This window comes from Psychrobacter sp. CCUG 69069, from assembly GCF_021023115.1.
Taxonomy (GTDB): Bacteria; Pseudomonadota; Gammaproteobacteria; order Pseudomonadales; family Moraxellaceae; genus Psychrobacter; species Psychrobacter namhaensis.
Genome location: NZ_QQAI01000017.1, coordinates 13,732 through 35,350, shown reverse-complemented (window position 1 = coordinate 35,350; position 21,619 = coordinate 13,732). Strand labels below are relative to the sequence as shown.

The following is a 21,619-nucleotide window of genomic DNA, read 5'->3' as shown; positions in this document are numbered from 1 at the left end:
ACAACGTAAATGGGTTATAACCAACGGCCATTATGCTATGACTCGTTTTATTATTGCTCAAAATTCTACTGCTTAACTGTTTATCAAAACTCGTTTTTATCTGCTTTTGCCAATGCTTCTAGCCACTTCGCTTGCGTAAGCGTTGGGGTAAACGCTTGCCATAAATCTGGACGACGCGCTTGCGTACGACTGACTTGCTGACTAAAGCGCCACTTAGCGATATTGGCATGATGACCTGAAAGTAAGACCTCAGGTACTGCTATACCAGCAAACTCATGCGGCTTAGTATAGTGTGGACAATCAAGCAATCCATCCACGAAGGAGTCTTGCTCAGCTGACTTGTCATCACCCATGATATCGGGCAAACGACGTATCACACTATCCATTAGCACCATTGCTGGCAGCTCGCCACCAGTCAACACATAATCACCAAGTGATACTTCCATGTCGACATACTGCGTGAGTAAGCGCTCATCAATACCTTCGTAACGACCGCATAATAAAATCATGCCATCATACTTAGCCATACTGACCACGCTACTCTCGCTGAGCGTCTGCCCTTGTGGTGACATATAAATCACCGGACAGTGCTCACTGCCGACACGGCAACCATGTTGACTCGCTCGCAGGCGCGCATCCTCAATGGCTTTTGATAATGGCTCAGCCATCATCACCATCCCAGGACCGCCACCATACGGGCGCTCATCAATACGGCGATAGTTATCAGTGGTATAATCACGTGGATTGATGCAGTCAATCGTAATTTGCTCTTGAGTCACCGCCCGTCCCGTGATTCCAAACTCACGAATCGTGGCAAACATCTCAGGAAAAATACTAATGACGGCAAAATACATCTGATGTCTACTTACCTTAAGGCTAAAACAATCGGTGTGAAAACTAATGCCATCTGACTAAAAAGCCAGAAACGATATCACCAGAAACGATATCAATAGTCACTTGGCCACGCCACCAGCACTGTTTTTTCAGTCATATCGACCTCTATCACAGTTTGCTTGTGCCATGGAATCAGGCGCTCTTCACTATCTAAACTGTCTGAATTTGCCGTTACCCGCATGATGTCATGGGCGCCAGTTTCAAACATTTCAGTAATATTACCTAGATACTCATCCTGCTCGTTTATCACGCGCAGACTGACCAAATCCGACCAATAATATTCGTCTTCTGCTGTCTCAGGCAAAACGTCTTGCTCAACCCAAACGGTCACCCCGTTCATGGTCTCAGCAACATTACGATCAGGAATTTGCTCAAATTGAGCGACAATTCCTACTCCTTGTTCACGCCAAGCTTTCACAGTCAAAGGTTTCATGCCAGTGGCGGTTTTCATCCACCAAGGCTGCATGTCAAATATGGCCGTACGATCATCAGTATCGCTAAACACCCAAAGCCAGCCTTTGATGCCATAAGGCTTCTTGAGCTGACCGATCTTCATAAGGGAACTAGCGTTTGGAGTAGATGACATAACGGCTAACCTAAAATGATTAAAACACCAACTGTAAAAGACAATTGAGTCAAAAGCGATAAACAGTTAATGGCGCACCCTGGTCAGACCAGTTACGCTATGTATTCTAAAGTCTTCTGAGTCATGCTTATAAACGTGTTACCAGCATCTCAGTGACAGCAAAAAACTTAAGCAGTTGCTTCAGTTTGAGCGGCAGACTTGTTGTAAGATTTTACCAATGAAGCAACGCGATCTGAAGGTTGTGCACCTTTTGCGATCCACGCATTGTACGCTTCCATATTTAGGCGTACTGCTTCTTCAGACTCTTTAGCGAGTGGGTTAAAAAAGCCGATGTTTTCAATATAGCGACCGTCACGCGCGCGGCGTTGATCAGCAACAACTACTTGATAAAATGGGCGTTTCTTGGCACCGCCCCGTGCTAAACGAATAACAACCATGTGAATTCTCTCTTTCGCAGGTATACCAAAAAGGGCATAATTATATCACAGTCTTGATTCATTGAAAACATAAACTGCGCTTATTTAATTATTTATTAACAATAGCTTAAATGCCCATCCATGTAAAACATTATTGATAATAGGGATAGATTTCAACCAGTCGTGTTGTTGGTTTATTGTGCTACTCTATAGCATCATAGTACTGTCAATCATTAAAATGATCGCTCTCATCCTTAGAAGAATGAAACTGTGCTTTAAAAGTAGGCAGATAAGTCGCTATCTCTACTTTGAGTTTAATAAAATATCTCCCAACATGTTGGATTTATATGACCACCCCAAACCCAAAACCCCGTCGTAAAGGTTGGCTGCCACGCTCTTACTCCAACACTTGGTTGACAACCTTGATGGTCGCTTTTATCGTTCTTATCAGTGTCAGTTTGTCGATTCTGTTTTTTTGGCGCAGCCTGTATTTGCCTGAGCTAAAAAACCATGCACGCTATTTGACAAGCGAGCTGCAGTTAATGAACAGCGTCAATGAAGACTGGCAAAATCAGCCTAAGGTGCGTCAATGGATTTACCAGCATTCCCATGTGGTGGTGGTGAACAATCCTAATGACTTTCCAGAGGTTTCTGATAAGGCCTTTGTTGGCGTCTTTACCGATGTGCTCCAACGCGAAATCGGCGCGCAGTTGGGTCGACCTGTTGAGGTGTATTTTAAATTTAAACCAACGCCGCAACTTTGGGTACAAGACAGCCGCGATAACAGTTTTTGGATTCGCGAACCGGTGGTTTATTACTCTCAATACAGTCCAGGGTTGCTGGTACTGTTCCTTATTGGTCTGCCGATTTTGTCACTGTTAACCATTATTTTACTCGCACGGCAACTAAATCGTCCGCTACGATATTTACAGCGCGCAGCAACCAACTATATTCGCCTTGGACACGCCACCACATTACCCACGCAAAAAGGTCCTACAGAGATACGTCAAGTAAACATGGCATTCAACCGTTTATTTACCACTTTAAATCAGGCGCAAAAAGAACGAACGATCATGCTGGCTGGTATCTCACATGATTTGCGTACCCCATTGACGCGCATGCGCTTGACCGCCGAGATGCTGCCAGATGACTTTTTTCGAGAAGGTTTGATTTACGATATCGAAGACATGGATGCTATTTTGGAGCAATTTATCTCATTTATGAAAGATGGCTCCGATGAACCGGTCAGCCTTACCAATTTGGATACCATTTTTAATGAAATTATGGTGCAGTTTTCGCCGATGGAATTTGTTTACCAATCCGAGTGTCACAAAGTGGTCCCCGTCCGTCCCATGTCTATCAAACGTCTCATTATCAATTTGGTAAACAATGCGAAGCGCTACGGTAAACCACCAATTTATCTGTCAGCGACGGTCGTGCCAACCTTCACAGAAACCGCGCCAGAAGCAGACAGCGATGTGGTCAGCGAGAGTGCTGTCAATAAAGAAGCACAAGAACAGTTAGTGATATGTGTGCGTGACTGCGGTGATGGGGTGGCAGAAGATCAACTAGAGAGGATTATGCAGCCCTTTGAGCGTGGAGAGACAGCGCGTACCACCCAAGGTAGCGGGCTAGGTCTTGCCATTGTAGGGCGTATCGCGCGTCTGCACCACGGGACCGTGGAAGCCATCAACCATCCTGATGGTGGCTTACAAGTGTGCGTGCGTATTCCCCTACTCTCCAAGGTTGCTGGGGATAAGACGGTGGCCGCTGATACAGAGAAAACCCCTGTCTCTCATGACCTGACATCGGGTAAAGATGCCTAAAAATGCAGGAGTGGACATCTAAAGAAGTCTTTACATATTTTTTTTACGGTGGTTTGAAGCCGTACGGCCTAGTCTTTCGTTCCAATGACAGGCGGAATATATTTGGCACTATTGGTAAACGCTAAGGGCTGCGTTATGTCGTCTTTTGCCGCTTTTAACGTTTGTGTAGTCGATGGCTGCTGCAAGAATAGGTAATAACCCAACGTTAGCGCATTCAGAACTATCAAACCACCAAATAAATACGGCACGCTTCGCTCTCCTATACTTGCAAGCTACTTTTCAAAACCACGACCAACAGTCAGTTTACCGATAATCAGCTTACCTATAAGGTAGTCAGATTTTTCCCTAACACGTTAATCCCTAACCCACTGATTACCTTGTCCCTATTTTAACTAAAGAAGATCAATGAGCCAATACGACGATACTGTTTCACTTTATTATTTCACTTCAAAATCACGCTCGCTTTTTTCTTGCGTCAATTCATCAGCCGCCAGAATTTGTGTCAGTGGTTTGATGGGCCAAGTCATGACAAATCGGGCACCACCAAGCTCTTGGCTTTCGTTTACCTTCATACTGCCATTAAACCAAAAGGCAATGCGCGACACAATAGACAAGCCCAGACCATAGCCACCTGATGCGCGTGTACGACTGTCGTCTAACCGTGAAAACGGAATAAACACCTTTTCGCGATCTGCTTCAGGAATACCATGACCATCATCTTCTACACTCACAAAGGCATTGCCTTTTTTGACGCCAGCACTAATGATAATCGTCGTTTCTGCATAACGTAACGCATTACCTGCGAGGTTCTGAATCACACGGTGTAAATAACGTCGATCTGCGACTGCCGTGACTTTAGCACTGGGTAATTTAGTCACAATTTTGATAGGTTTGCCTAGAGCATTGGTTTCACGTTCAATCTGCTCAAGTAGCTCTCTTAGATTCACTGGTTCTAAATCCAGTTTTGGTGACCCCTCTTCAAGTTTGGCATAGGTCAAAATCTCATCAATCAAACCGTTAAGCGACTCAATGTCTTCATCGATATAGTCACGCTGCATAAAGCGTGAGTCCTCATCGTCCGTGTCAGCCAGCATATCTACGGCAAAGCGAATACGCGCTACAGGGGTACGCAACTCATGGGACACGGCACGCGTCAACTCTCGCTGTGATTCAATCAAACGCTTGATATGCGAGGTCATGGCGTTAAAGGTCGCTGACAGACGAGCAATCTCATCCTGTCCCAGTACCTGAACTTGAATATCAAGGTTGCCTTTACTGACCTCATTAACCCCGACTTGTATCAATTGTAGTTTGCGTTCGAGAGGGAAAATAAGCGCATACACACCCAAGCTGATTAAAAACATGCTGATAAGAATCATACTAATAATCAAATTAAGGGGATACCAATTAAACAGTGGCACAGGACCGATCAAAATTGCCATGTCGTTAATCTCAGACGGCACTATTACCTTGATAGCTGAATTACTTTTGCTGCTATTGGTGTCCTGTAACGAGATGACGACTTCATCACGGCGTAAGCGCGCCAGCTGATCGGTATCCAAATCAAGCGCGTTGACGGCTTTAAATTCTAATGGAAAGGAGAACTTTTTTTCGAGCTGAGCCAAGCGTGCCCGTTTGTCAGACAACGTCATGTAATAAGACAAATCATCCAACAAGAACACAGCGATTGCCCGTACTTGCTGCTCAGTTACTTGTGATATCCTTGCGGTTAAAACGCTTTGGTCATCTGGCAGACGATAATAGACATCAGCATACATAGGTTGAGTGACATAACGAACGACCGTTTTGTCATTTTCAAAACGTCGCAGTTCACTGGCGTTAAAATCTATCTCACTAATAGGTACAACACGAAATTGTGAGCCAAATAAGCTACTGGCATCGGACAGCCAATACTCACGCTGCTCTTCATTGTCTTGATGTGAAATACCTTCACTGACCAGATGAAAAGCGCCCATGGCCATGTTTTCACGGTAGGACTGCACGCGTTCTTTATTGATTGTATCCATCAACAGCTGAGCAAATAACGCCACACATAAACAGACTATAAGTAGTCCAGCATAAATACGAACGAAGATACTGTGTTTTAAAGAAGAAACTAATGACATACGTGCCGTGACCAACTTAATAAATAAAAACTGCTGATATCATTTAGCCACTAAAGGCTGCATTATAAATGATATCGCGCACTGTTGAATAAAGAGCCATTCTGACTGCTGTACTTTAACGGATGTATGATCATCGCCTAAAACGGCATTGATACATCTGTTTTTGTACAGCACCCACAATAATTGCTTAATTAAAACACATAATGCTGTATTTAAGTTTAAAAATTAAAATTTAGCCACAAAAAAACCAGCAGGTAAGCTGGTTTTTTATTTTACGGTCATAATCAACAAGATACTGTCTGAGAAAAACAGACTTAATTGCCTTCCTTCACAAACAAATAACCCTTACTACGAACGGTTTTAATGCGCTTTGGGTTTTCTGGATCATCACCAATTTTTGGACGAATGCGTGAGATACGTACATCAATTGAGCGATCCTGCCCATCATACTCGATACCACGTAGGCGCTCAAAAATATCTTCGCGTGACAAAATTCGGCCAGCATTAGAAGCGAGCAACCACAGTAGGTCATACTCTGCACTCGTGAAATCAACCAACTCATCACCTAGGTTGACTGAACGACCACCATTATCGATGACCAATTCACCAAACTCTAAGCGCTGTGGGACATCTTCTGACGGCGCATTTTCTGAGCGACGGAGTAAAGCACGAATACGAGCAAGCAATACGCGTGGCTGAGCTGGCTTTGCAACATAGTCATCAGCACCCATCTCAAGACCTAGTACTTGATCCATGTCTTCAGTACGAGCCGTCAACATCAAAATAGGGTTTTGATAATGGGGGCGAACTTCACGGCACACCGTCAGACCATCGCTACCAGGAAGCATGACATCAAGCACGACCATATCTGGCTGTTCATTCACGATACGGCGAATCGCACGGTTGCCATCAGTTTCAATGGCTACTTCTAAGCCGTTTTTGACCAAGTAATCTTGAGTCAACATGGCCAGACGCTCATCATCCTCAACAATCAAAATTCGGGGGGTGTTGTCTTCTTCAGTCGTTGTCATTGTTATATCCTCTAATACATCTAATTTAAAAGCAGTAAAAGTAAGAGCGGTAAAATTAATAGCACCATACAGTGGCACAATTGATGTTCGTATAGCTGTTACAAACTTGGTAGCACAGTATACTATTAAACCTACGGCTTCCTGTACTATAGCTTATAGTCGTTAACAAAACCTATAAACTACACCGATTAAAACTTTAGTTTACGTCCAAAAATCATCCATTCTAAGGACGTACCCTTGAGTAAGGCGGTTTTTATTCACGCTTTAGTATTTAGCCCATGCAGGCAGCCACGCGTAGCGAGTCACACAACCACAGTGTTGTTAACTCTCACTTAGTACTTACTATCTATCGTCTCTAATATAACTATATATTGTCGTTGTCGCCAGTATCATTTTTAGAAATTTCTTAATAATAGTTGGCTCCTATGCCATCACACAGATATTTTGGGAACATTTATCTTCTTTAGGTAAACGGCAGCAAAATGCTTGATTGAATAAGTCGTAAAATCCATGGGATTAATCATAGGCACAAAAAAAACAGCCCATCATGGACTGTTTTTTTATGATTGGTTATCAGACTAGATTAAACCATTAGCCTTTTAAACCATAAGATTAAGCGCGGTTTTTGTACTTACGAATCGTCTGTAACTGTCCTACTGATTCTGCAAGCGATGCCAGAGCCGCATTGGTTTGTAACGTATCAGATTGGTTAACCAGCATTTGCTCTGCTTTTTTGCGTGCTTCAACGATTTTGCTTTCGTCAAGGTTATGGGCACGCACGGCTGTATCAGCCAATACTGTTACCATCTTCGGTTGTACTTCTAACACACCACCTGATACATAAATCACTTCTTCTTCACCATTTGGTGTCTGCACTCGCATTGCACCCGGCTTTAACAAAGTAATAAGCGGTGTATGACCTGGCAATACACCAATCTCGCCTTCGGTACCAGTAGCTATTAACATGCTAATTTCGCCTGAATACAACTCTTCACGAGCACTTACGACGCGACATTGTAACGTTGCCATACTTAACTCCTTACGATCAAAACACAATCAAAACTGCGATGCGTTACTTAGTGGCAAATAGATTTATTATGACCTATTTGCCTTTTAGCAAATGCTAACACAACTTAGGCTGCAGTAGATTTCATTTTCTCTGCTTTGGCGACTACTTCATCGATGCTACCAGCCATGTAGAAAGCTTGCTCTGGTAGGTCATCGTATTCACCCGCAATGATTGCTTTAAAGCTAGCAATGGTATCGCGTAGTGGTACGTATTTACCAGGTGCACCAGTAAAGACTTCAGCGACGTGGAATGGCTGAGACAAGAAGCGCTGAATCTTACGCGCACGATAAACGACTAGTTTATCTTCTTCTGATAACTCATCCATACCTAGGATGGCGATGATGTCTTTAAGCTCTTTATAACGCTGTAGAACTTCCTGTACCCCACGAGCCACATTATAGTGCTCTTCGCCAATCACTTGTGGATCTAGCTGACGAGAGGTCGAGTCTAGAGGATCAACCGCAGGATAAATACCTTGTGAGGCGATATCACGGTTTAGTACCACTGTCGCATCCAAGTGAGCAAACGTAGTCGCTGGTGATGGATCAGTCAAATCATCGGCAGGTACATATACCGCTTGTACTGACGTGATAGAACCTGACTGAGTTGACGTAATACGCTCTTGTAGCATACCCATCTCTTCAGCTAGTGTTGGCTGATAACCAACCGCTGATGGCATACGGCCAAGCAATGCTGATACTTCTGTACCTGCTAGCGTATAACGATAGATGTTATCAACGAACAACAATACGTCACGACCTTTGCCAGTAGCAGGATCTTTGGTATCACGGAAGTATTCAGCCATGGTCAAACCAGACAGGGCAACACGTAGACGGTTACCTGGTGGCTCATTCATCTGGCCATATACCATTGCTACTTTAGATTTACTAAAGTCTTCGGTGTTTACAACGCCAGCTTCTTGCATTTCGTGATAGAAATCATTACCTTCACGCGTACGCTCACCAACACCAGCAAACACTGACAAACCTTCATGCTTTAGCGCGATGTTGTTGATCAATTCCATCATGTTGACGGTCTTACCAACACCCGCACCACCGAACAGACCAACTTTACCACCTTTAGCAAACGGGCAAAGTAGATCAATAACTTTAATACCCGTCTCTAGTAGTTCAGTACTGTTTGACTGATCTGCGTAGGTTGGCGCTTCACGGTGGATAGACCACTTTTCGTCAGCGACAACAGGACCTTCTTCATCGATAGGACGACCAAGAACATCCATAATACGACCAAGGGTACCCGTACCGACAGGTACAGAAATAGCTGCACCAGTATTGGTAACCGTTAAGTTACGCTTTAGGCCTTCGGTTGAACCCATCGCAATAGTACGCACGATACCATCACCTAGCTGTTGCTGTACTTCTAGGGTGGTTTCGGTGCCATCTACTTGCAAGGCATCAAAAATCTGAGGAACTTCGTTACGGTTAAACTCAACGTCAAGAACCGCGCCAATAATCTGTACAATACGACCGCTACTCATTGCGTTCTCCTTGAACTTCTATATATAGGTGTAGTCAATTATGAAACAGCAGCAGCACCGCCAACGATTTCCGAGATTTCTCGGGTAATCGCCGCTTGACGCAGCTTGTTATAAACCAACTGTAAATCGTTAATAAGGTCACCAGCATTATCTGTTGCCGCTTTCATCGCAACCATACGTGAAGACTGCTCAGAGGCAATGTTTTCCATTACCGCTTGATAAACAATCGACTCAATATAGCGACCAAGCAATTCATCAATCAATGTCTTGATGTCAGGCTCGTAGATGTAATCCCAGCTAAGTTCTGTCTGTAAGCCGCTGTCTTCATCATCAAATGAGTCCTCTGGCAGAGGCACTAACTGATTGACTATTGGCTTTTGGGTCATGGCATTAACAAACTGATTATACACCACATAGATACGGTCTAAATTACCGTTACTATAATCCTCAAGCATGGCTTGGACGGGTGCGTTTAATTGCTCAAACGTTGGTTTGTCGCCATAATCCGTCACCGCTGAGGTGACTTTGCCACCAAAGTTTTTAAAGAAACTCACACCTTTAGCGCCAATGACTGCAAATTCAGCTTGGACAGACTGATCTTGATAATCTTGGATACTCTTAGATAAAGCTTTGAATAGGTTAATATTCAAACCACCCGCCAGACCGCGGTCAGAGGTAATGACAATGTAGCCAACCTTATTGACTGGACGCGATACCATATACGGATGTTTGTAGTCTGATGAAGCATGCACCAAATGTGAAATAACCCGGCGCATACTATCAGCATACGGGCGACCCACTTCCATACGCTCTTGGGCACGGCGCATTTTACTTGCCGCTACCATTTGCATAGCACGAGTAATTTTTTGGGTGCTTTTAATACTGGTGACTTTGGCACGTATCTCTTTTAAGCTTGCCATAATGATTCCAATATAAGAGGGTTAAAAAGCATTGGCGCATGCGACAATCATTTGATACACAACATCACTCTTACAGAGTAACATTTTATATCTTGTGCATTACGCGATCTAATACCGGTAATGGTTAGAACAGTGGCGCAAGTATCTAAACAGACAACGCGCCACTTTGTACACGACAGTAATAACCAACTCGGCTTAACCCGTTAAATTAATAACTGTGATTTTGTTTAAAGGTCTCTAAAGCTGACTTTAAACGACCTGCGATATCATCGTTGTAGTTCGCAGTGTCATCAATCTCACGCATCAATTCACTTTGCTCATCATGCATATAACGTAAGTAAGCTTCTTCGAAAGAACCGATTTTTTCAACAGGCACGTCCGCTAAAAACCCTTCATTCGACGCATAGATAACCGCGGCTTGTTCAGAGATTGACATCGGCTGATACTGTTTTTGCTTCATGAGTTCAGTAACACGCTCACCATGATCAAGCTGTTCACGAGTGGCATCATCAAGATCTGAGGCGAACTGAGCAAACGCAGCCAACTCACGATACTGAGCTAAAGCCGTACGGATACCACCAGATAGCTTTTTGATGATCTTAGTCTGAGCTGCACCGCCCACACGAGATACCGAGATACCAGCGTTTACTGCTGGACGGATACCTGAGTTAAATAGGCTTGATTCTAAGAAAATCTGACCATCGGTAATTGAGATCACGTTGGTTGGTACGAATGCAGATACGTCACCCGCTTGCGTTTCAATGATAGGTAGAGCGGTCAAAGAACCTGTTTTACCCTTCACTTCGCCATTGGTGAATTTTTCTACGTAGTCAGCGTTCACACGTGATGCACGCTCAAGTAAGCGTGAGTGTAAATAGAATACGTCACCAGGATAAGCTTCACGACCTGGTGGACGACGTAATAGTAGTGAAATTTGGCGATACGCAACTGCTTGTTTTGATAAATCATCAAATACAATCAGTGCATCTTCACCGCGATCACGGAAGTATTCGCCCATCGTACAACCTGAATACGGTGCGATGTACTGTAGTGCTGCTGGCTCTGATGCTGAAGCAACCACAACAGTGGTGTATTCTAACGCACCAGTTTGTTCAAGCTTACGTACCACGTTAGCGATCGTAGAGCGTTTTTGACCAATTGCGACGTACACACACTTAATACCAGATGTCTTCTGCGCGATGATCGCATCGATAGCCATCGCGGTCTTACCCGTTTGACGGTCACCAATGATAAGCTCACGCTGGCCACGACCGATTGGGATCATGGTATCAACGGCTTTATAACCAGTCATTACTGGCTGATCTACTGACTGACGGTCGATTACGCCTGGGGCAATTTTTTCGACTTTATCAGTCATTTTGGCATCGATAGGACCTTTGCCATCAATAGGATTACCCAAAGCGTCAACAACACGGCCTAGCAGCTCAGGACCTACTGGTACTTCAAGAATACGACCAGTACAATAGGCTTTTTGACCTTCTTGCAGCTTTAGGTAATCACCAAGTACTACCGCGCCGACAGAATCACGCTCTAAGTTGAGCGCCATTCCGTAGATTTCGCCTTCAAACTCAATCATTTCGCCGTACATGGCATCTTCAAGACCATGAATCTGCACGATACCGTCAGATACTTTGACAATCGTGCCTTCATTCTTTGCAGTTGCACCCGCATCAAGGTCTTGAATACGCTGCTTAATCAGGTTACTGATTTCCGCTGGATTCAATTGTTGCATTGCCTTGTTTCCTTTAATTTATGATAACCCGCCCACTGACTTAAATGCTCTTACTATCACGCAGACATTACACGGCTGCGTTGATGAATGGCATTAGGCAGTTAGCTGTGTTTTTAACTGTTGTAACTTGCCGCGCATCGAATCATCAATGACTTTGTCACCGACTTTGATCGTAGCGCCTGCCAATAGACTTGGATCGACCGATTCGTGAATCACCACACTCGCATTTAGCGATGCGGCAAGACGCGTTTGCAGCGTTTCACGCTGGGCGTCGGTCAATGGATAAGCAGAGGTCACATATGCGTCAAGCTGCTTTAAGCTTACTGCCTTGTGACGGCGATAATGCTCATAAACTTCAGGAAGCAGCGCCAGACGCTCTTGTTCTGATAACTGTTTAACGAAGTTACTAAGTGCTACTGATACTTTTGGATAGCTGGCGTCACTGTCAGGGCGGACCCCTCGAGCCTCATCTAATAACTGCTTAAAAGCAGAGTCATTAGCGCTAGCTACTTGCGCATCATAAAGATCGACCAAAGCAGCTGACTTATGCTCAGCAGAAACAGCTGGATTGTCTAGCCAAGTACTGAACGACTTGTCATTGACAACGGTACTGGCAATAAATAAGAAGTTTTCCCACTCATTTACTACCCCATTTTCGTTGGCATAGTCAAACGCGGCTTTAGCGTACGGTCGTGCTAAGGTTGATAAGTCAGCCATTATATCCTCACAATTACAGCTTCGCCGCCAGTTGATCTAACATACTGGCATGTTTTTGCACATCGACTTTGTCTTGCAAAATCTTCTCTGCACCAAGGACAGCCAGTTCAGCAACTTGAGCACGTAATGACTCACGAGCTTGATTGATTTCTTGGTCGATAGAAGCTTGAGCTTGTTGACGAATGCGCTCGCTTTCCGCTTGGGCTTGCAATTTTGCATCTTCGACAAGCTGGTTGGCACTCTTGTTCGCTTGCTCGATTAGGGCAGCAGCTTTGGTCTTTGCAAGATCAAGCTCCTGCTGGACATCTTGCTCCGCGGTTGCCAGATCTGCTTTTGCTTTTTCTGCGGCATTCAAGCCTTCAGCAATTTTACGCTGACGCTCATTGATGGCACCGATAAGTGGTGGCCACACGAATTTCATGCAAAAAATCACAAATATTGCAAAAGCAATGGCTTGACCGACGAGGGTAAAATTGATATTCACGTGATCACCTCTTTGTTAATGAAAAATCAGTTTCATTGATCATGTTTGGCAGTCGAATTCTGACTATATTTGATAGAAATATCTCCGAATACCAAACATTTACAACTGAGCTTTCGGATTAACCTGCTAGAGGGTTAGCGAACAACAATAGCATAGCAATACCAACACCGATCATCGGAATAGCATCAAGAAGACCTGCTACGATGAACATACGAGTTTGCAATTGTGAGCCAAGTTCTGGCTGACGTGCAACACCTTCTAAGAACTTGCCACCTAGAATAGCAAAACCAATACCTGTGCCAAGTGCGCCAAGACCGATAAGTAGTGCTACTGCGATAACTGTGTAACCACCTAATACTGGATCCATTGATGTATCCTCATTTACCTATTGAATGTCTAATTAATGTTCAGTTGATGATGCAAGCGACATATAAACTATCGTCAGCATCATGAATACGAACGCTTGAAGTGTAATAACTAAGATGTGGAAGATAGCCCACGGTACCGATAACGCCCATTGAATCCAAAACGGCATTAGAGCAATCAGTATGAAAATCAATTCCCCAGCATACATGTTACCGAACAGACGCAAACCAAGTGATACAGGTTTGGCTATCAAAGTAACTGCTTCTAGGATGAAGTTGATGGGGATCAAAATCGCTTGTACGATTGGGTTTTTGGCGCTAAATGGATGCAATGTCAACTCACCGATAAAGCCGCCCAACCCTTTTTCTTTAATGCTATAAAAGATAATCAGTGCAAAGACAGAGAACGACATGCCAAGCGTGATGTTAGGATCAGTCGTTGGAACAATCTTAAAGAAAACATGATGTGGATCATGGCCCATAGCGGCGCCAACTTGCCCAGCGATACCTGGAATGAAATCGACAGGTATCAAATCCATCAAGTTCATCAAGAAGATCCAAACAAAAATGGTCAACGCCAAAGGCGCAATCAATTTTGATGTACCACTGTATGAATCACGAACGTTGTTATCAACAAACTCAACGATCATCTCAACCGCAGCCTGAGTTTTGCTTGGCACGCCTGAGGTGACTTTTTTGGCAACCATCCAAAAGATGGCACAAAATAAGATACCCAGTCCGATTGACCATAGCATAGAATCAAGATGGATAGCTTTAAAGCCCATTAGCCCTGCTTCTTCAGCAGTATAGGCAACTTTCCAACCTTCGCCAGGTAGATAGCCATACGTCCAATTCGTTAAGTGGTGAGAGATATATTCTGATGATGTTTGCTCGGATGCCATAATGTAAGCTTCTTATTAATCAACGATTTAATCAACTACCAAAAATATGGTTGTCATCTGATGAGGTTTAGCCGTGTCTATTTATCTTGCTAACAAGCAGTCAAATAAACCATACTAAAGCACTCATGTAACCAACAACATCCAACCCATAGTTCTATTACTAATGCTACATCTAACAGCTTAAGATAAATTTTAGCTATCAAAAAAGGGCTTATGATAACTCAGTAATAGCCCTTGCATATGTACGCAAAATTATTATATGTGTGTTGCCTACTGGTCGTGTTTTTACGACCGGCGCTTGCTGTAGCGCTTATAAGCAAAATATTTAGCTGCCTATATTAATGCAGCGTTGTATTCGTGTAAAGTCAATTATGTTTCTTTTATCCACTGTATGAATAAGTTAGCCAATCGTAACAATGAATAACGCGGCTTTGCGTCTACAATTAAATTATGAGAACTTAATCATAATAAACAGTGTGGATAGCCAAACCCGCCCTACCCTAGCAGCGTATGCTTGCGTGCCACACTTATTTAAGACACTCATACTGCGGTCTTTGCCATTACTGGCACTGTCCCAAGACAGTTTTTTACGCTTTGACTTTATCGAACTAGTCATAGAGAAGCTGGACGGCAGGGTGGCTTGCCAGTACTATTAATAAACGATCTATATAGCGATAATTTATTAGCGCTAGCGTATATGCCACAACATCCAACTGTGACTAATTTGCATTACCATAAAACCGATAAACAGCGCAAGCGCAGATAGGGGTTGTACGGTAATAAAAATTAGTGCAAAACCAAACACAGTCAACAGCCATTTGGCCATCTGACCCCGATAAAGCTGGCTAACAATATGTTGGCGCGCGCGATATCCGGTATACCAAAAGATAAAAAAAGCAAATACTGCTTGGGTAGTAAAACTGAGTAGCGCACCGATCGCGGCACTCTTTGCTACAACAAGCTCACTACGTAGCCAAACCGTATCTATGATCCAAACAAGGATAATAAGGATGAACAGTATCCACGCTTGGCGCTTAATATAGACACCAATTTTATCTTTTTGCGTGCGTTTGGCAGGCTTGGTCATCGGTATTCCTACAGCCTTACAACTTTGGGATAATCTAGCATGCTTATGACACTTTTATCCGTGAATGGCTCATTTCTATAGGTATTACCTGTTAACCAAAATAAAACGCTCTTTATTATAGGGAGCATGAGACGGTTAAGCAAGCAAAATATGCCTTTTATCAGTCATCTAGCTAAACTATGTATGATGAGCCTGCCTATTGGGCAATCACACAAGGTCTAAAGTCTAACGGTGTCACGGTGGCCTAGAGCCTTTGAGCCAATGACTTTTAAACAGCTTATCTACAATATACATTGAGAGATTTGCTGCGCCATCGTCTGCCAACCACTAACAAAATCTTTGCTAGCGCTCATGTCCTCAGCCTGTATGGTGGTTTTTACAGGTTGGAGTTTAGCCAGTAGCCCTTTTGCAGGTTGGCTTTGGCTGACCAAACACATCTGTTTGGTGGGACGATGTTCATTCAGCCAGCGTAACTGGCTGGCTTTGGGAGACAAGTGGTGGTCTGTACTTACACTACCTGCCAGCTGTATTTGTGCTGCATTTTCAATATATTGGTACGCATCATGATAGGCCCAGTAAGGGCGTTTTTTCTGGGTGGTCTTCTGTACCTTTGCTACCGCTTGGTCCATACGCTGAGCAAACTTTTTGGCATTGGCCTGATAAGTCGCTTTGTATTCTGGATTGGCGTGACTATGAATGACCGCCAATGCCCGAGTGATGGCTTTGGCGTTTTCAGGATCCAGCCAAATGTGCGGATCGAGGGTACCTTTAATTGGCGCGCCTGTCACATCCCGCAGCGGGTGGCGATTAAAAGCATTAAAGTCAAATAAAGCAATGGCGTTGGGCGCATTCTCCAAGCTGCCAGTCAAGCTGCTTTCTAGTGACGGACCAAACCAGACCACAAATTTGCTGTCTTTAATGGCTTTCATGTCACTGGGACTGATACTACCATGATGGCCCACGTTGCCAGCTTGTAAAATTTGATTGGCAGAAGGCGTGCCCTCAGTCACCGCCTGACTGAGTAAAAACATCGGATGGTTGCTCACACTGACCGTTGCGGCCTGTACCTGTAGAGAGCCAAAAGCGCTAAGCGTTAGCACTAAACCTGTCATCAAGCATTTTGAACGCTTAAGACAGGTTCGCACATGATCAAAAAACGTCGGTTGACTGGGTTTTTCAGGGTATGAATGCGGCGAGACAGCTGGCCTATTGAGAGTATGATAAGCAGTCATGTGATGATATTCCTATTAAACAGGTATGACAATACAAGTCAGTGTGACGCACGGGCGCAAAGACGATTGAGCATGGATTGAGAAAACAACAGTGAGATTATTTTTATTGTTAATATGTTATACTATAACATTAATAGCGCACTGTGTTATTTTATCGCTTATTTTTTTGCCCTTCGCTTATACTGTCTGGCGTTATTATGTCAATACTAGGAGCTTGCGCCATGTCTGTCACTTCATCTACCTGTGAGCATCTGCATAATGTTCAGCACTTTTCAACGCAAGAGGTGACGGATCGAGTCGCAGCGGCAAAGGAGCAGTGTCGGGCGCGCGGCGTCCGTTTTACCCCACTACGCCAACAAATATATGCGCTTGTACTGCAAGCGACTAAGCCTGTGGGCGCGTATGATTTGATCACTCAGTTGCAACAAGCCCGCTTGTCCGCTAAAGATGAGGACATAAAAGCGTCAAAAAATGATGCAAAAAACGTCGCACCGCCAACGGTGTATCGCAGTTTGGAGTTTTTGCTGGCAGAAGGTTTGATTCATCAGCTGACATCTATCAACGCGTACGTGCCCTGCTGTCATCCACGAGCACAGCATACGGCAGCTTTTTTAATCTGTGAGCAGTGTCAGCAAGTACAAGAATGTAGCAGTGTGCCCGTGCAAGAGATGATGAGCTTTGCAGAGCAAGATGTTGGTTTTGTGGTGGCGCGTAGTGTCATTGAACTGAGCGGTTTGTGTCAGGCATGTCAGTCAGACCAAACGGTATGACGATTGATGCTCTCTATTTCTTATTATTCCTTTAAGTCGCTGTGACCTTATGAATGCTTCTAAATCACCCTCAAACCAACCATCAGCCGCCAGTACCGATATTAAGAGGCCACTGTTAAGTTTACATAATGTAAGCTATCACATTGGACAGCAGCGCTTACTCTCACATATTGATATCGATATTGCTGTGAATGAGACTGTCAGTCTTATTGGGCCCAATGGCGCTGGTAAATCGACATTGGTCAAACTCATTTTAGGTCTGGTTGAACCAACTAAAGGTAGTATCAAAGCGCATGAGCCGTTACAACTTGGCTATGTACCGCAGCGCTTTGCCATACCACCGATACTGCCGTTACGCGTAAGCGATTTATTGGGCCAGGCAAATAAGAAACGTTTAACAGCCAAACAGCGGCAGTTTATCTTTGATAATCTGTCCTTGACCCACTTGTTGTCGCGGCAAATGCTACATCTATCCGGTGGTGAGACCCAGCGGGTATTGCTGGCACGTGCGTTATTAGATAAGCCCAATTTATTAATTTTAGATGAGCCAATGCAAGGTCTTGATCCTGATACTGAAGTTTGGTTGTATCAATTCATTGATGAGCTGCCAGACTTTTTGCGCTGTGCCATGCTGGTGGTGTCGCATGACTTACATTGGGTAATGCGCGGCAGTCGCCGCGTGATCTGCCTTAATAAGCATATTTGTTGTGAAGGGCGGCCAAGTGAGCTTGCGATTAGCACGGAGTTCCAGAAGCTATTTGGTCACCATTATGAGCAGCCATATGTGCATCAGCCTCATGCGTGCGAGCATCATGCCCCAAGCGAGCTTTAAGGGTAATAATGTACCTCAAACCTCTAACGCTAAATGTATTAAATACAAATATCGCTTTTAGCCTTTATCAGCAACTTTACGGATATTTATTATGACTGCTTGGTTAGCCATCATTGCCCCCGCTTGGATCGCTGGCAGCATTTTAGCGCTATTGTCTGCTCCCTTAGGATGTTTGGTTCTGTGGCGGCGCATGGCATTTTTTGCCGATGCATTAGCACACGGCACCTTACTGGGTGTTGCATTGGCTGTACTGTGGCAATTGCCGATGGGTATTGGTATTGCGTTAGTCAGCGCGGTGGTCGTGTTGGGACTGGTGTTCATTGATGATGAGCGCCTGCCAGCTGATGCAGTATTGGCAGTCGTTGCCGTGTCATTGTTGTGTTTAGGGTTATTAACCTTAACTCAGCTGACCGACCAGCAAGCCAATGTTTTGGGGTTTTTATTTGGTAACTTACTGGAGCTTGACTGGGCCGACTTGCCCTTAATCGCTGGTAGCGTACTGGTTGGCTTGTGTCTACTCATTTATATATGGCCTGCGCAAATCAAACTTGCCACTCATGAAGCATTGGCACGCATACAGGGTGTTAACCCCACACGCCAGCGCCTGTTTTTTATGGGACTGTTGGCAGGATTTTGTGCGATTGCCCTGCAAGCTGTTGGGAGTTTATTAATCAGTGGTTTATTGGTGTTGCCAGCGCTAACAGCACGTTTATGGTCAAAATCGCCAAAACAAATGGTCATTGTGTCGTTACTTATCGCCCAACTTGGCGTGACCTTGGGGGTGTGGGGCAGCATCTGGCTGGATATCCAGACTGGGCTGTCTATCGTATTGATTTTAGCAATTTTATTTTTTATGGCGCTGATTTTTTCAAAAATTATCGCAGCAAAATTTTGGTCAACTCGCCATTAATCGTGTCATGGCCCATGCTGCTCAACTGTTTTCCTTAACTGTCTTATCCAACTTTATTTCATTAATATTACTAAAGCTTTCATTTGCTTAATGAGGTAAACTTGCCTTAATACGGTTGGTGCTGATTAGCTATTATCATCATGGTGTGAGTTAATCTTCACACTCATAGCAGTAGTGAGCGATGAAAAAACTGCTAATAGCCCGTTTATGCCTATTCATTCTAGCAACATCAATTGTTTTGTTTCGATGAGGGACTGACCCAATGCTAAGCTATCCTGTCAATAAAATCAGCACGCCAGATGATCAAATAAATGTTTTACAGCTCAGTGATTTACATTTATCCACGCCTGTCGCTGCCAGTACTGATAGTCACAGCCATTGTGACGAGGCGGCCAGTTGTCAGCGTAGCTTTGAGAAAGTACTACAGCAAGCACTGAGTGAAGATATGCGCTGCGATTTGATCATCGTGACTGGTGATTTAGTCAATCAGGTAGAGTCCACTATTTATGATTATATCTTTCAAGTCTTGCAGGCGACCCACATTCCTTTTGCTTGTATTGCTGGCAATCACGACGTGACTGATGAGAACGGGAAAGATCTGCCTTTCTTTCAACGTGAGCTGGTTGCCCGACCTGCGGATTCACGTCTGCTTAGCCGGCATGTCATTGAGGCGGAGCACTGGCAGCTGCTATTACTGGACTCCTCCGTCACTGGTGAAGTGGCGGGCGAAGTCACCTCCGCTGATATTGACTGGTTATGTAATAGGCTTAGTACCTGTCATAAACCTGCGCTAATTGCTTTACACCATCACCTCATTCCCGTAGATTCGAATTGGATTGACACCCATATGGCAAAAAACACCGAAAGTTTTTGGCAGCATATGGCCCCGTTTGAGCATCTACAAGTGATTATCAGTGGACATACTCACCAAGAGCAGGTCCGCCAGCGTCAAGGTGTCACCGTTTATAGCACACCGTCTACCTGCTATCAGTTCATGCCCTATGAGGATGATTTTGCCCATGATAAAGGCGGACGACCTGGTTACCGCTGGTTGCAATTAGCCAACAATGGAAAGGTTGCAAGCTGGGTTGAAAGACTGGATACTTGATGGCCAGATTTAATGGCATCAATAATAGTGCCAGCCCTTATAGCTTATGCTTTTAAGGGCTATTACTTAACCGGATATACAAGGGCTGTTAATAGAAAATCTGACTTCAACGTAAAAAATAACTTCATTATTATTAGAAACAATGATACAACTTGTAAAATGCAACGAGGACTGTCTAATATTTGATATAGGCCGAATGATAATAGCTAGGATGGCTACGTCGACCCCAAGCTAAATCTTCATAGTCAGTGATTGGTCGTAGTCTTTAGACAATGCCATTTCATTAAAAATATCTATAACAATATACCTGACTATTGCATGTCGATGTGAGCATACCAAAATAACGTACTATTAGATCAGCTGTGTTACTTGTATCACCACGTAGTAAAACGTTTGATAAAGGAATAAATGATAGCGTTTGTACATTAATAACGTCTTATCTTTTGATACGTCGTTTTATTGAATTAATTTGAAAAAGTAGGATACCCATATGAGCACCCTGACCCCAAATCCAAGTGAAGTTAAGTTTACGCCTTATGTGCCAGCCCCAGACGAAGAGTATATGTCTGATGCCCAGCTAGAGCATTTTAAGGCTATTTTATTAGACTGGAAAAGCCAGTTGATTGGCGAAGCGGATCGTACTAAGAACTACATCCAAGATGAGTCAAGCGCTATGCCGGACATCAACGATCGTGCCACTCAAGAAGAAGAATTTGCGTTGGCTTTGCGTACACGTGACCGTGAACGTAAACTCATTCGCAAAATCGATAAATCTATGGTGGAAATCGAAAACGATGACTATGGTTTTTGTGAAACCTGCGGTGTGGAGATTGGTCTGCGCCGTTTAGAAGCGCGTCCCACAGCCACTCAATGTATTGACTGTAAAACATTGTCTGAGATTAAAGAGCGTCAAAACCAAGGGGCGTAAACGATCTGTCATTGACGTAATTACCAAAATATAAGTACCAGCACGAGCGGCCACACGATTGGTCGCTCGTCGCGTTTTGTTTGAGGCGTTTTTTGGCTAATGACCCATTCCATGTCACAAACTCACAGTACAGCAAGTAAAGCTGACCCAACCAATCATACCTTT

Annotated in this window: 23 protein-coding genes; 6 read left to right on the top strand and 17 right to left on the bottom strand. The window is 44.0% G+C overall.

Translation table 11 applies throughout. The features are described from left to right. Positions 1 to 83: 83 nt before the first annotated feature. The 3 genes from trmD to rpsP all read right to left on the bottom strand — a co-directional run bounded on the left by trmD (position 84) and on the right by rpsP (position 1,917). Entirely contained in the window at positions 84 to 854 is a 771-nt protein-coding gene (gene trmD / locus DVY93_RS10485) for a tRNA (guanosine(37)-N1)-methyltransferase TrmD (protein WP_230710679.1), read from the bottom strand. Between the two features lie 92 nt (positions 855 to 946). Beyond that, positions 947 to 1,480 (bottom strand): ribosome maturation factor RimM, encoded by a 534-nt coding sequence (gene rimM / locus DVY93_RS10480; protein WP_230710677.1) that lies wholly within the window; start codon positions 1,478 to 1,480, stop codon positions 947 to 949. 167 nt (positions 1,481 to 1,647) lie between these two features. Further along, positions 1,648 to 1,917 carry a 30S ribosomal protein S16 gene (gene rpsP, locus DVY93_RS10475; protein ID WP_193005559.1) on the bottom strand — a complete coding sequence of 90 codons (270 nt, stop codon included), beginning with the start codon at positions 1,915 to 1,917 and terminating at the stop codon, positions 1,648 to 1,650. A 326-nt stretch (positions 1,918 to 2,243) separates the two neighbouring features. Between rpsP and DVY93_RS10470 the strand changes: the two genes are divergently transcribed. Further along, on the top strand, positions 2,244 to 3,722 hold the full coding sequence (locus DVY93_RS10470) for an ATP-binding protein (protein ID WP_230710675.1): 1,479 nt from the start codon (positions 2,244 to 2,246) through the stop codon (positions 3,720 to 3,722). Positions 3,723 to 3,790: 68 nt separating this feature from the next. Here the strand turns inward: DVY93_RS10470 and DVY93_RS10465 are convergent, their stop codons facing one another. From DVY93_RS10465 to DVY93_RS10400, 14 genes are all read right to left on the bottom strand, one after another. Further along, the gene (locus tag DVY93_RS10465; protein WP_198334427.1) at positions 3,791 to 3,970 is read right to left on the bottom strand and encodes a hypothetical protein; all 180 of its coding nucleotides are present in this window, start codon (positions 3,968 to 3,970) and stop codon (positions 3,791 to 3,793) included. A 189-nt stretch (positions 3,971 to 4,159) separates the two neighbouring features. Then, positions 4,160 to 5,848, bottom strand: coding sequence for an ATP-binding protein (locus DVY93_RS10460; RefSeq protein ID WP_193005562.1), 1,689 nt, complete (start codon positions 5,846 to 5,848; stop codon positions 4,160 to 4,162). A gap of 314 nt (positions 5,849 to 6,162) precedes the next feature. Further along, the gene (locus tag DVY93_RS10455) at positions 6,163 to 6,879 is read right to left on the bottom strand and encodes a response regulator (RefSeq protein ID WP_058023509.1); all 717 of its coding nucleotides are present in this window, start codon (positions 6,877 to 6,879) and stop codon (positions 6,163 to 6,165) included. A 612-nt stretch (positions 6,880 to 7,491) separates the two neighbouring features. Further along, the gene (locus DVY93_RS10450; protein ID WP_193005563.1) at positions 7,492 to 7,908 is read right to left on the bottom strand and encodes a F0F1 ATP synthase subunit epsilon; all 417 of its coding nucleotides are present in this window, start codon (positions 7,906 to 7,908) and stop codon (positions 7,492 to 7,494) included. 104 nt (positions 7,909 to 8,012) lie between these two features. Next, on the bottom strand, positions 8,013 to 9,446 hold the full coding sequence (atpD, locus tag DVY93_RS10445; protein WP_193005564.1) for a F0F1 ATP synthase subunit beta: 1,434 nt from the start codon (positions 9,444 to 9,446) through the stop codon (positions 8,013 to 8,015). A 38-nt stretch (positions 9,447 to 9,484) separates the two neighbouring features. After that, the gene (atpG, locus tag DVY93_RS10440) at positions 9,485 to 10,366 is read right to left on the bottom strand and encodes a F0F1 ATP synthase subunit gamma (protein WP_193005565.1); all 882 of its coding nucleotides are present in this window, start codon (positions 10,364 to 10,366) and stop codon (positions 9,485 to 9,487) included. Positions 10,367 to 10,574: 208 nt separating this feature from the next. Continuing rightward, on the bottom strand, positions 10,575 to 12,119 hold the full coding sequence (atpA, locus tag DVY93_RS10435) for a F0F1 ATP synthase subunit alpha (protein WP_193005566.1): 1,545 nt from the start codon (positions 12,117 to 12,119) through the stop codon (positions 10,575 to 10,577). A gap of 93 nt (positions 12,120 to 12,212) precedes the next feature. After that, on the bottom strand, positions 12,213 to 12,836 hold the full coding sequence (locus tag DVY93_RS10430; protein ID WP_193005567.1) for a F0F1 ATP synthase subunit delta: 624 nt from the start codon (positions 12,834 to 12,836) through the stop codon (positions 12,213 to 12,215). 13 nt (positions 12,837 to 12,849) lie between these two features. Continuing rightward, positions 12,850 to 13,320 (bottom strand): F0F1 ATP synthase subunit B, encoded by a 471-nt coding sequence (locus DVY93_RS10425; protein ID WP_193005568.1) that lies wholly within the window; start codon positions 13,318 to 13,320, stop codon positions 12,850 to 12,852. A 118-nt stretch (positions 13,321 to 13,438) separates the two neighbouring features. Continuing rightward, positions 13,439 to 13,687, bottom strand: coding sequence for a F0F1 ATP synthase subunit C (atpE, locus tag DVY93_RS10420; protein WP_010197960.1), 249 nt, complete (start codon positions 13,685 to 13,687; stop codon positions 13,439 to 13,441). Positions 13,688 to 13,720: 33 nt separating this feature from the next. After that, positions 13,721 to 14,587 carry a F0F1 ATP synthase subunit A gene (atpB, locus tag DVY93_RS10415; RefSeq protein WP_198334426.1) on the bottom strand — a complete coding sequence of 289 codons (867 nt, stop codon included), beginning with the start codon at positions 14,585 to 14,587 and terminating at the stop codon, positions 13,721 to 13,723. A gap of 448 nt (positions 14,588 to 15,035) precedes the next feature. Next, on the bottom strand, positions 15,036 to 15,203 hold the full coding sequence (locus tag DVY93_RS10410; RefSeq protein ID WP_230710673.1) for a hypothetical protein: 168 nt from the start codon (positions 15,201 to 15,203) through the stop codon (positions 15,036 to 15,038). Between the two features lie 72 nt (positions 15,204 to 15,275). Beyond that, the gene (locus DVY93_RS10405; protein ID WP_193005570.1) at positions 15,276 to 15,674 is read right to left on the bottom strand and encodes an ATP synthase subunit I; all 399 of its coding nucleotides are present in this window, start codon (positions 15,672 to 15,674) and stop codon (positions 15,276 to 15,278) included. Positions 15,675 to 15,955: 281 nt separating this feature from the next. Then, positions 15,956 to 16,906, bottom strand: a complete 951-nt coding sequence (locus tag DVY93_RS10400) for a metal ABC transporter solute-binding protein, Zn/Mn family (protein ID WP_230710671.1) — start codon at positions 16,904 to 16,906, stop codon at positions 15,956 to 15,958. 221 nt (positions 16,907 to 17,127) lie between these two features. On the opposite strand from DVY93_RS10400, the gene DVY93_RS10395 reads away from it, so the two are divergent. From DVY93_RS10395 to dksA, 5 genes are all read left to right on the top strand, one after another. Further along, a complete protein-coding gene (locus DVY93_RS10395; protein ID WP_230710670.1) occupies positions 17,128 to 17,676 on the top strand; it encodes a transcriptional repressor in 549 nt (182 codons plus the stop codon). A gap of 49 nt (positions 17,677 to 17,725) precedes the next feature. Then, positions 17,726 to 18,508, top strand: coding sequence for a metal ABC transporter ATP-binding protein (locus DVY93_RS10390; RefSeq protein WP_230710668.1), 783 nt, complete (start codon positions 17,726 to 17,728; stop codon positions 18,506 to 18,508). A gap of 91 nt (positions 18,509 to 18,599) precedes the next feature. Continuing rightward, entirely contained in the window at positions 18,600 to 19,418 is an 819-nt protein-coding gene (locus DVY93_RS10385) for a metal ABC transporter permease (RefSeq protein WP_230710667.1), read from the top strand. Between the two features lie 262 nt (positions 19,419 to 19,680). Beyond that, a complete protein-coding gene (locus tag DVY93_RS10380; RefSeq protein ID WP_193005574.1) occupies positions 19,681 to 20,526 on the top strand; it encodes a metallophosphoesterase in 846 nt (281 codons plus the stop codon). 490 nt (positions 20,527 to 21,016) lie between these two features. Then, positions 21,017 to 21,454 (top strand): RNA polymerase-binding protein DksA, encoded by a 438-nt coding sequence (dksA, locus tag DVY93_RS10375; protein ID WP_193005575.1) that lies wholly within the window; start codon positions 21,017 to 21,019, stop codon positions 21,452 to 21,454. The last annotated feature ends 165 nt before the right edge of the window (positions 21,455 to 21,619 follow it).

Excerpts from the sequence above, each read along its gene's own strand:
- trmD (WP_230710679.1), bottom strand. The coding sequence starts at position 854 with ATGTATTTTGCCGTCATTAGTATTTTTCCTGAGATGTTTGCCACGATT.
- rimM (WP_230710677.1), bottom strand. The coding sequence starts at position 1,480 with ATGTCATCTACTCCAAACGCTAGTTCCCTTATGAAGATCGGTCAGCTC.
- rpsP (WP_193005559.1), bottom strand. The coding sequence starts at position 1,917 with ATGGTTGTTATTCGTTTAGCACGGGGCGGTGCCAAGAAACGCCCATTT.
- DVY93_RS10470 (WP_230710675.1), top strand. The coding sequence starts at position 2,244 with ATGACCACCCCAAACCCAAAACCCCGTCGTAAAGGTTGGCTGCCACGC.
- DVY93_RS10460 (WP_193005562.1), bottom strand. The coding sequence starts at position 5,848 with ATGTCATTAGTTTCTTCTTTAAAACACAGTATCTTCGTTCGTATTTAT.
- DVY93_RS10455 (WP_058023509.1), bottom strand. The coding sequence starts at position 6,879 with ATGACAACGACTGAAGAAGACAACACCCCCCGAATTTTGATTGTTGAG.
- DVY93_RS10450 (WP_193005563.1), bottom strand. The coding sequence starts at position 7,908 with ATGGCAACGTTACAATGTCGCGTCGTAAGTGCTCGTGAAGAGTTGTAT.
- atpD (WP_193005564.1), bottom strand. The coding sequence starts at position 9,446 with ATGAGTAGCGGTCGTATTGTACAGATTATTGGCGCGGTTCTTGACGTT.
- atpG (WP_193005565.1), bottom strand. The coding sequence starts at position 10,366 with ATGGCAAGCTTAAAAGAGATACGTGCCAAAGTCACCAGTATTAAAAGC.
- atpA (WP_193005566.1), bottom strand. The coding sequence starts at position 12,119 with ATGCAACAATTGAATCCAGCGGAAATCAGTAACCTGATTAAGCAGCGT.
- DVY93_RS10430 (WP_193005567.1), bottom strand. The coding sequence starts at position 12,836 with ATGGCTGACTTATCAACCTTAGCACGACCGTACGCTAAAGCCGCGTTT.
- atpE (WP_010197960.1), bottom strand. The coding sequence starts at position 13,687 with ATGGATCCAGTATTAGGTGGTTACACAGTTATCGCAGTAGCACTACTT.
- atpB (WP_198334426.1), bottom strand. The coding sequence starts at position 14,587 with ATGGCATCCGAGCAAACATCATCAGAATATATCTCTCACCACTTAACG.
- DVY93_RS10410 (WP_230710673.1), bottom strand. The coding sequence starts at position 15,203 with ATGACTAGTTCGATAAAGTCAAAGCGTAAAAAACTGTCTTGGGACAGT.
- DVY93_RS10405 (WP_193005570.1), bottom strand. The coding sequence starts at position 15,674 with ATGACCAAGCCTGCCAAACGCACGCAAAAAGATAAAATTGGTGTCTAT.
- DVY93_RS10400 (WP_230710671.1), bottom strand. The coding sequence starts at position 16,906 with ATGACTGCTTATCATACTCTCAATAGGCCAGCTGTCTCGCCGCATTCA.
- DVY93_RS10395 (WP_230710670.1), top strand. The coding sequence starts at position 17,128 with ATGTCTGTCACTTCATCTACCTGTGAGCATCTGCATAATGTTCAGCAC.
- DVY93_RS10390 (WP_230710668.1), top strand. The coding sequence starts at position 17,726 with ATGAATGCTTCTAAATCACCCTCAAACCAACCATCAGCCGCCAGTACC.
- DVY93_RS10385 (WP_230710667.1), top strand. The coding sequence starts at position 18,600 with ATGACTGCTTGGTTAGCCATCATTGCCCCCGCTTGGATCGCTGGCAGC.
- DVY93_RS10380 (WP_193005574.1), top strand. The coding sequence starts at position 19,681 with ATGCTAAGCTATCCTGTCAATAAAATCAGCACGCCAGATGATCAAATA.
- dksA (WP_193005575.1), top strand. The coding sequence starts at position 21,017 with ATGAGCACCCTGACCCCAAATCCAAGTGAAGTTAAGTTTACGCCTTAT.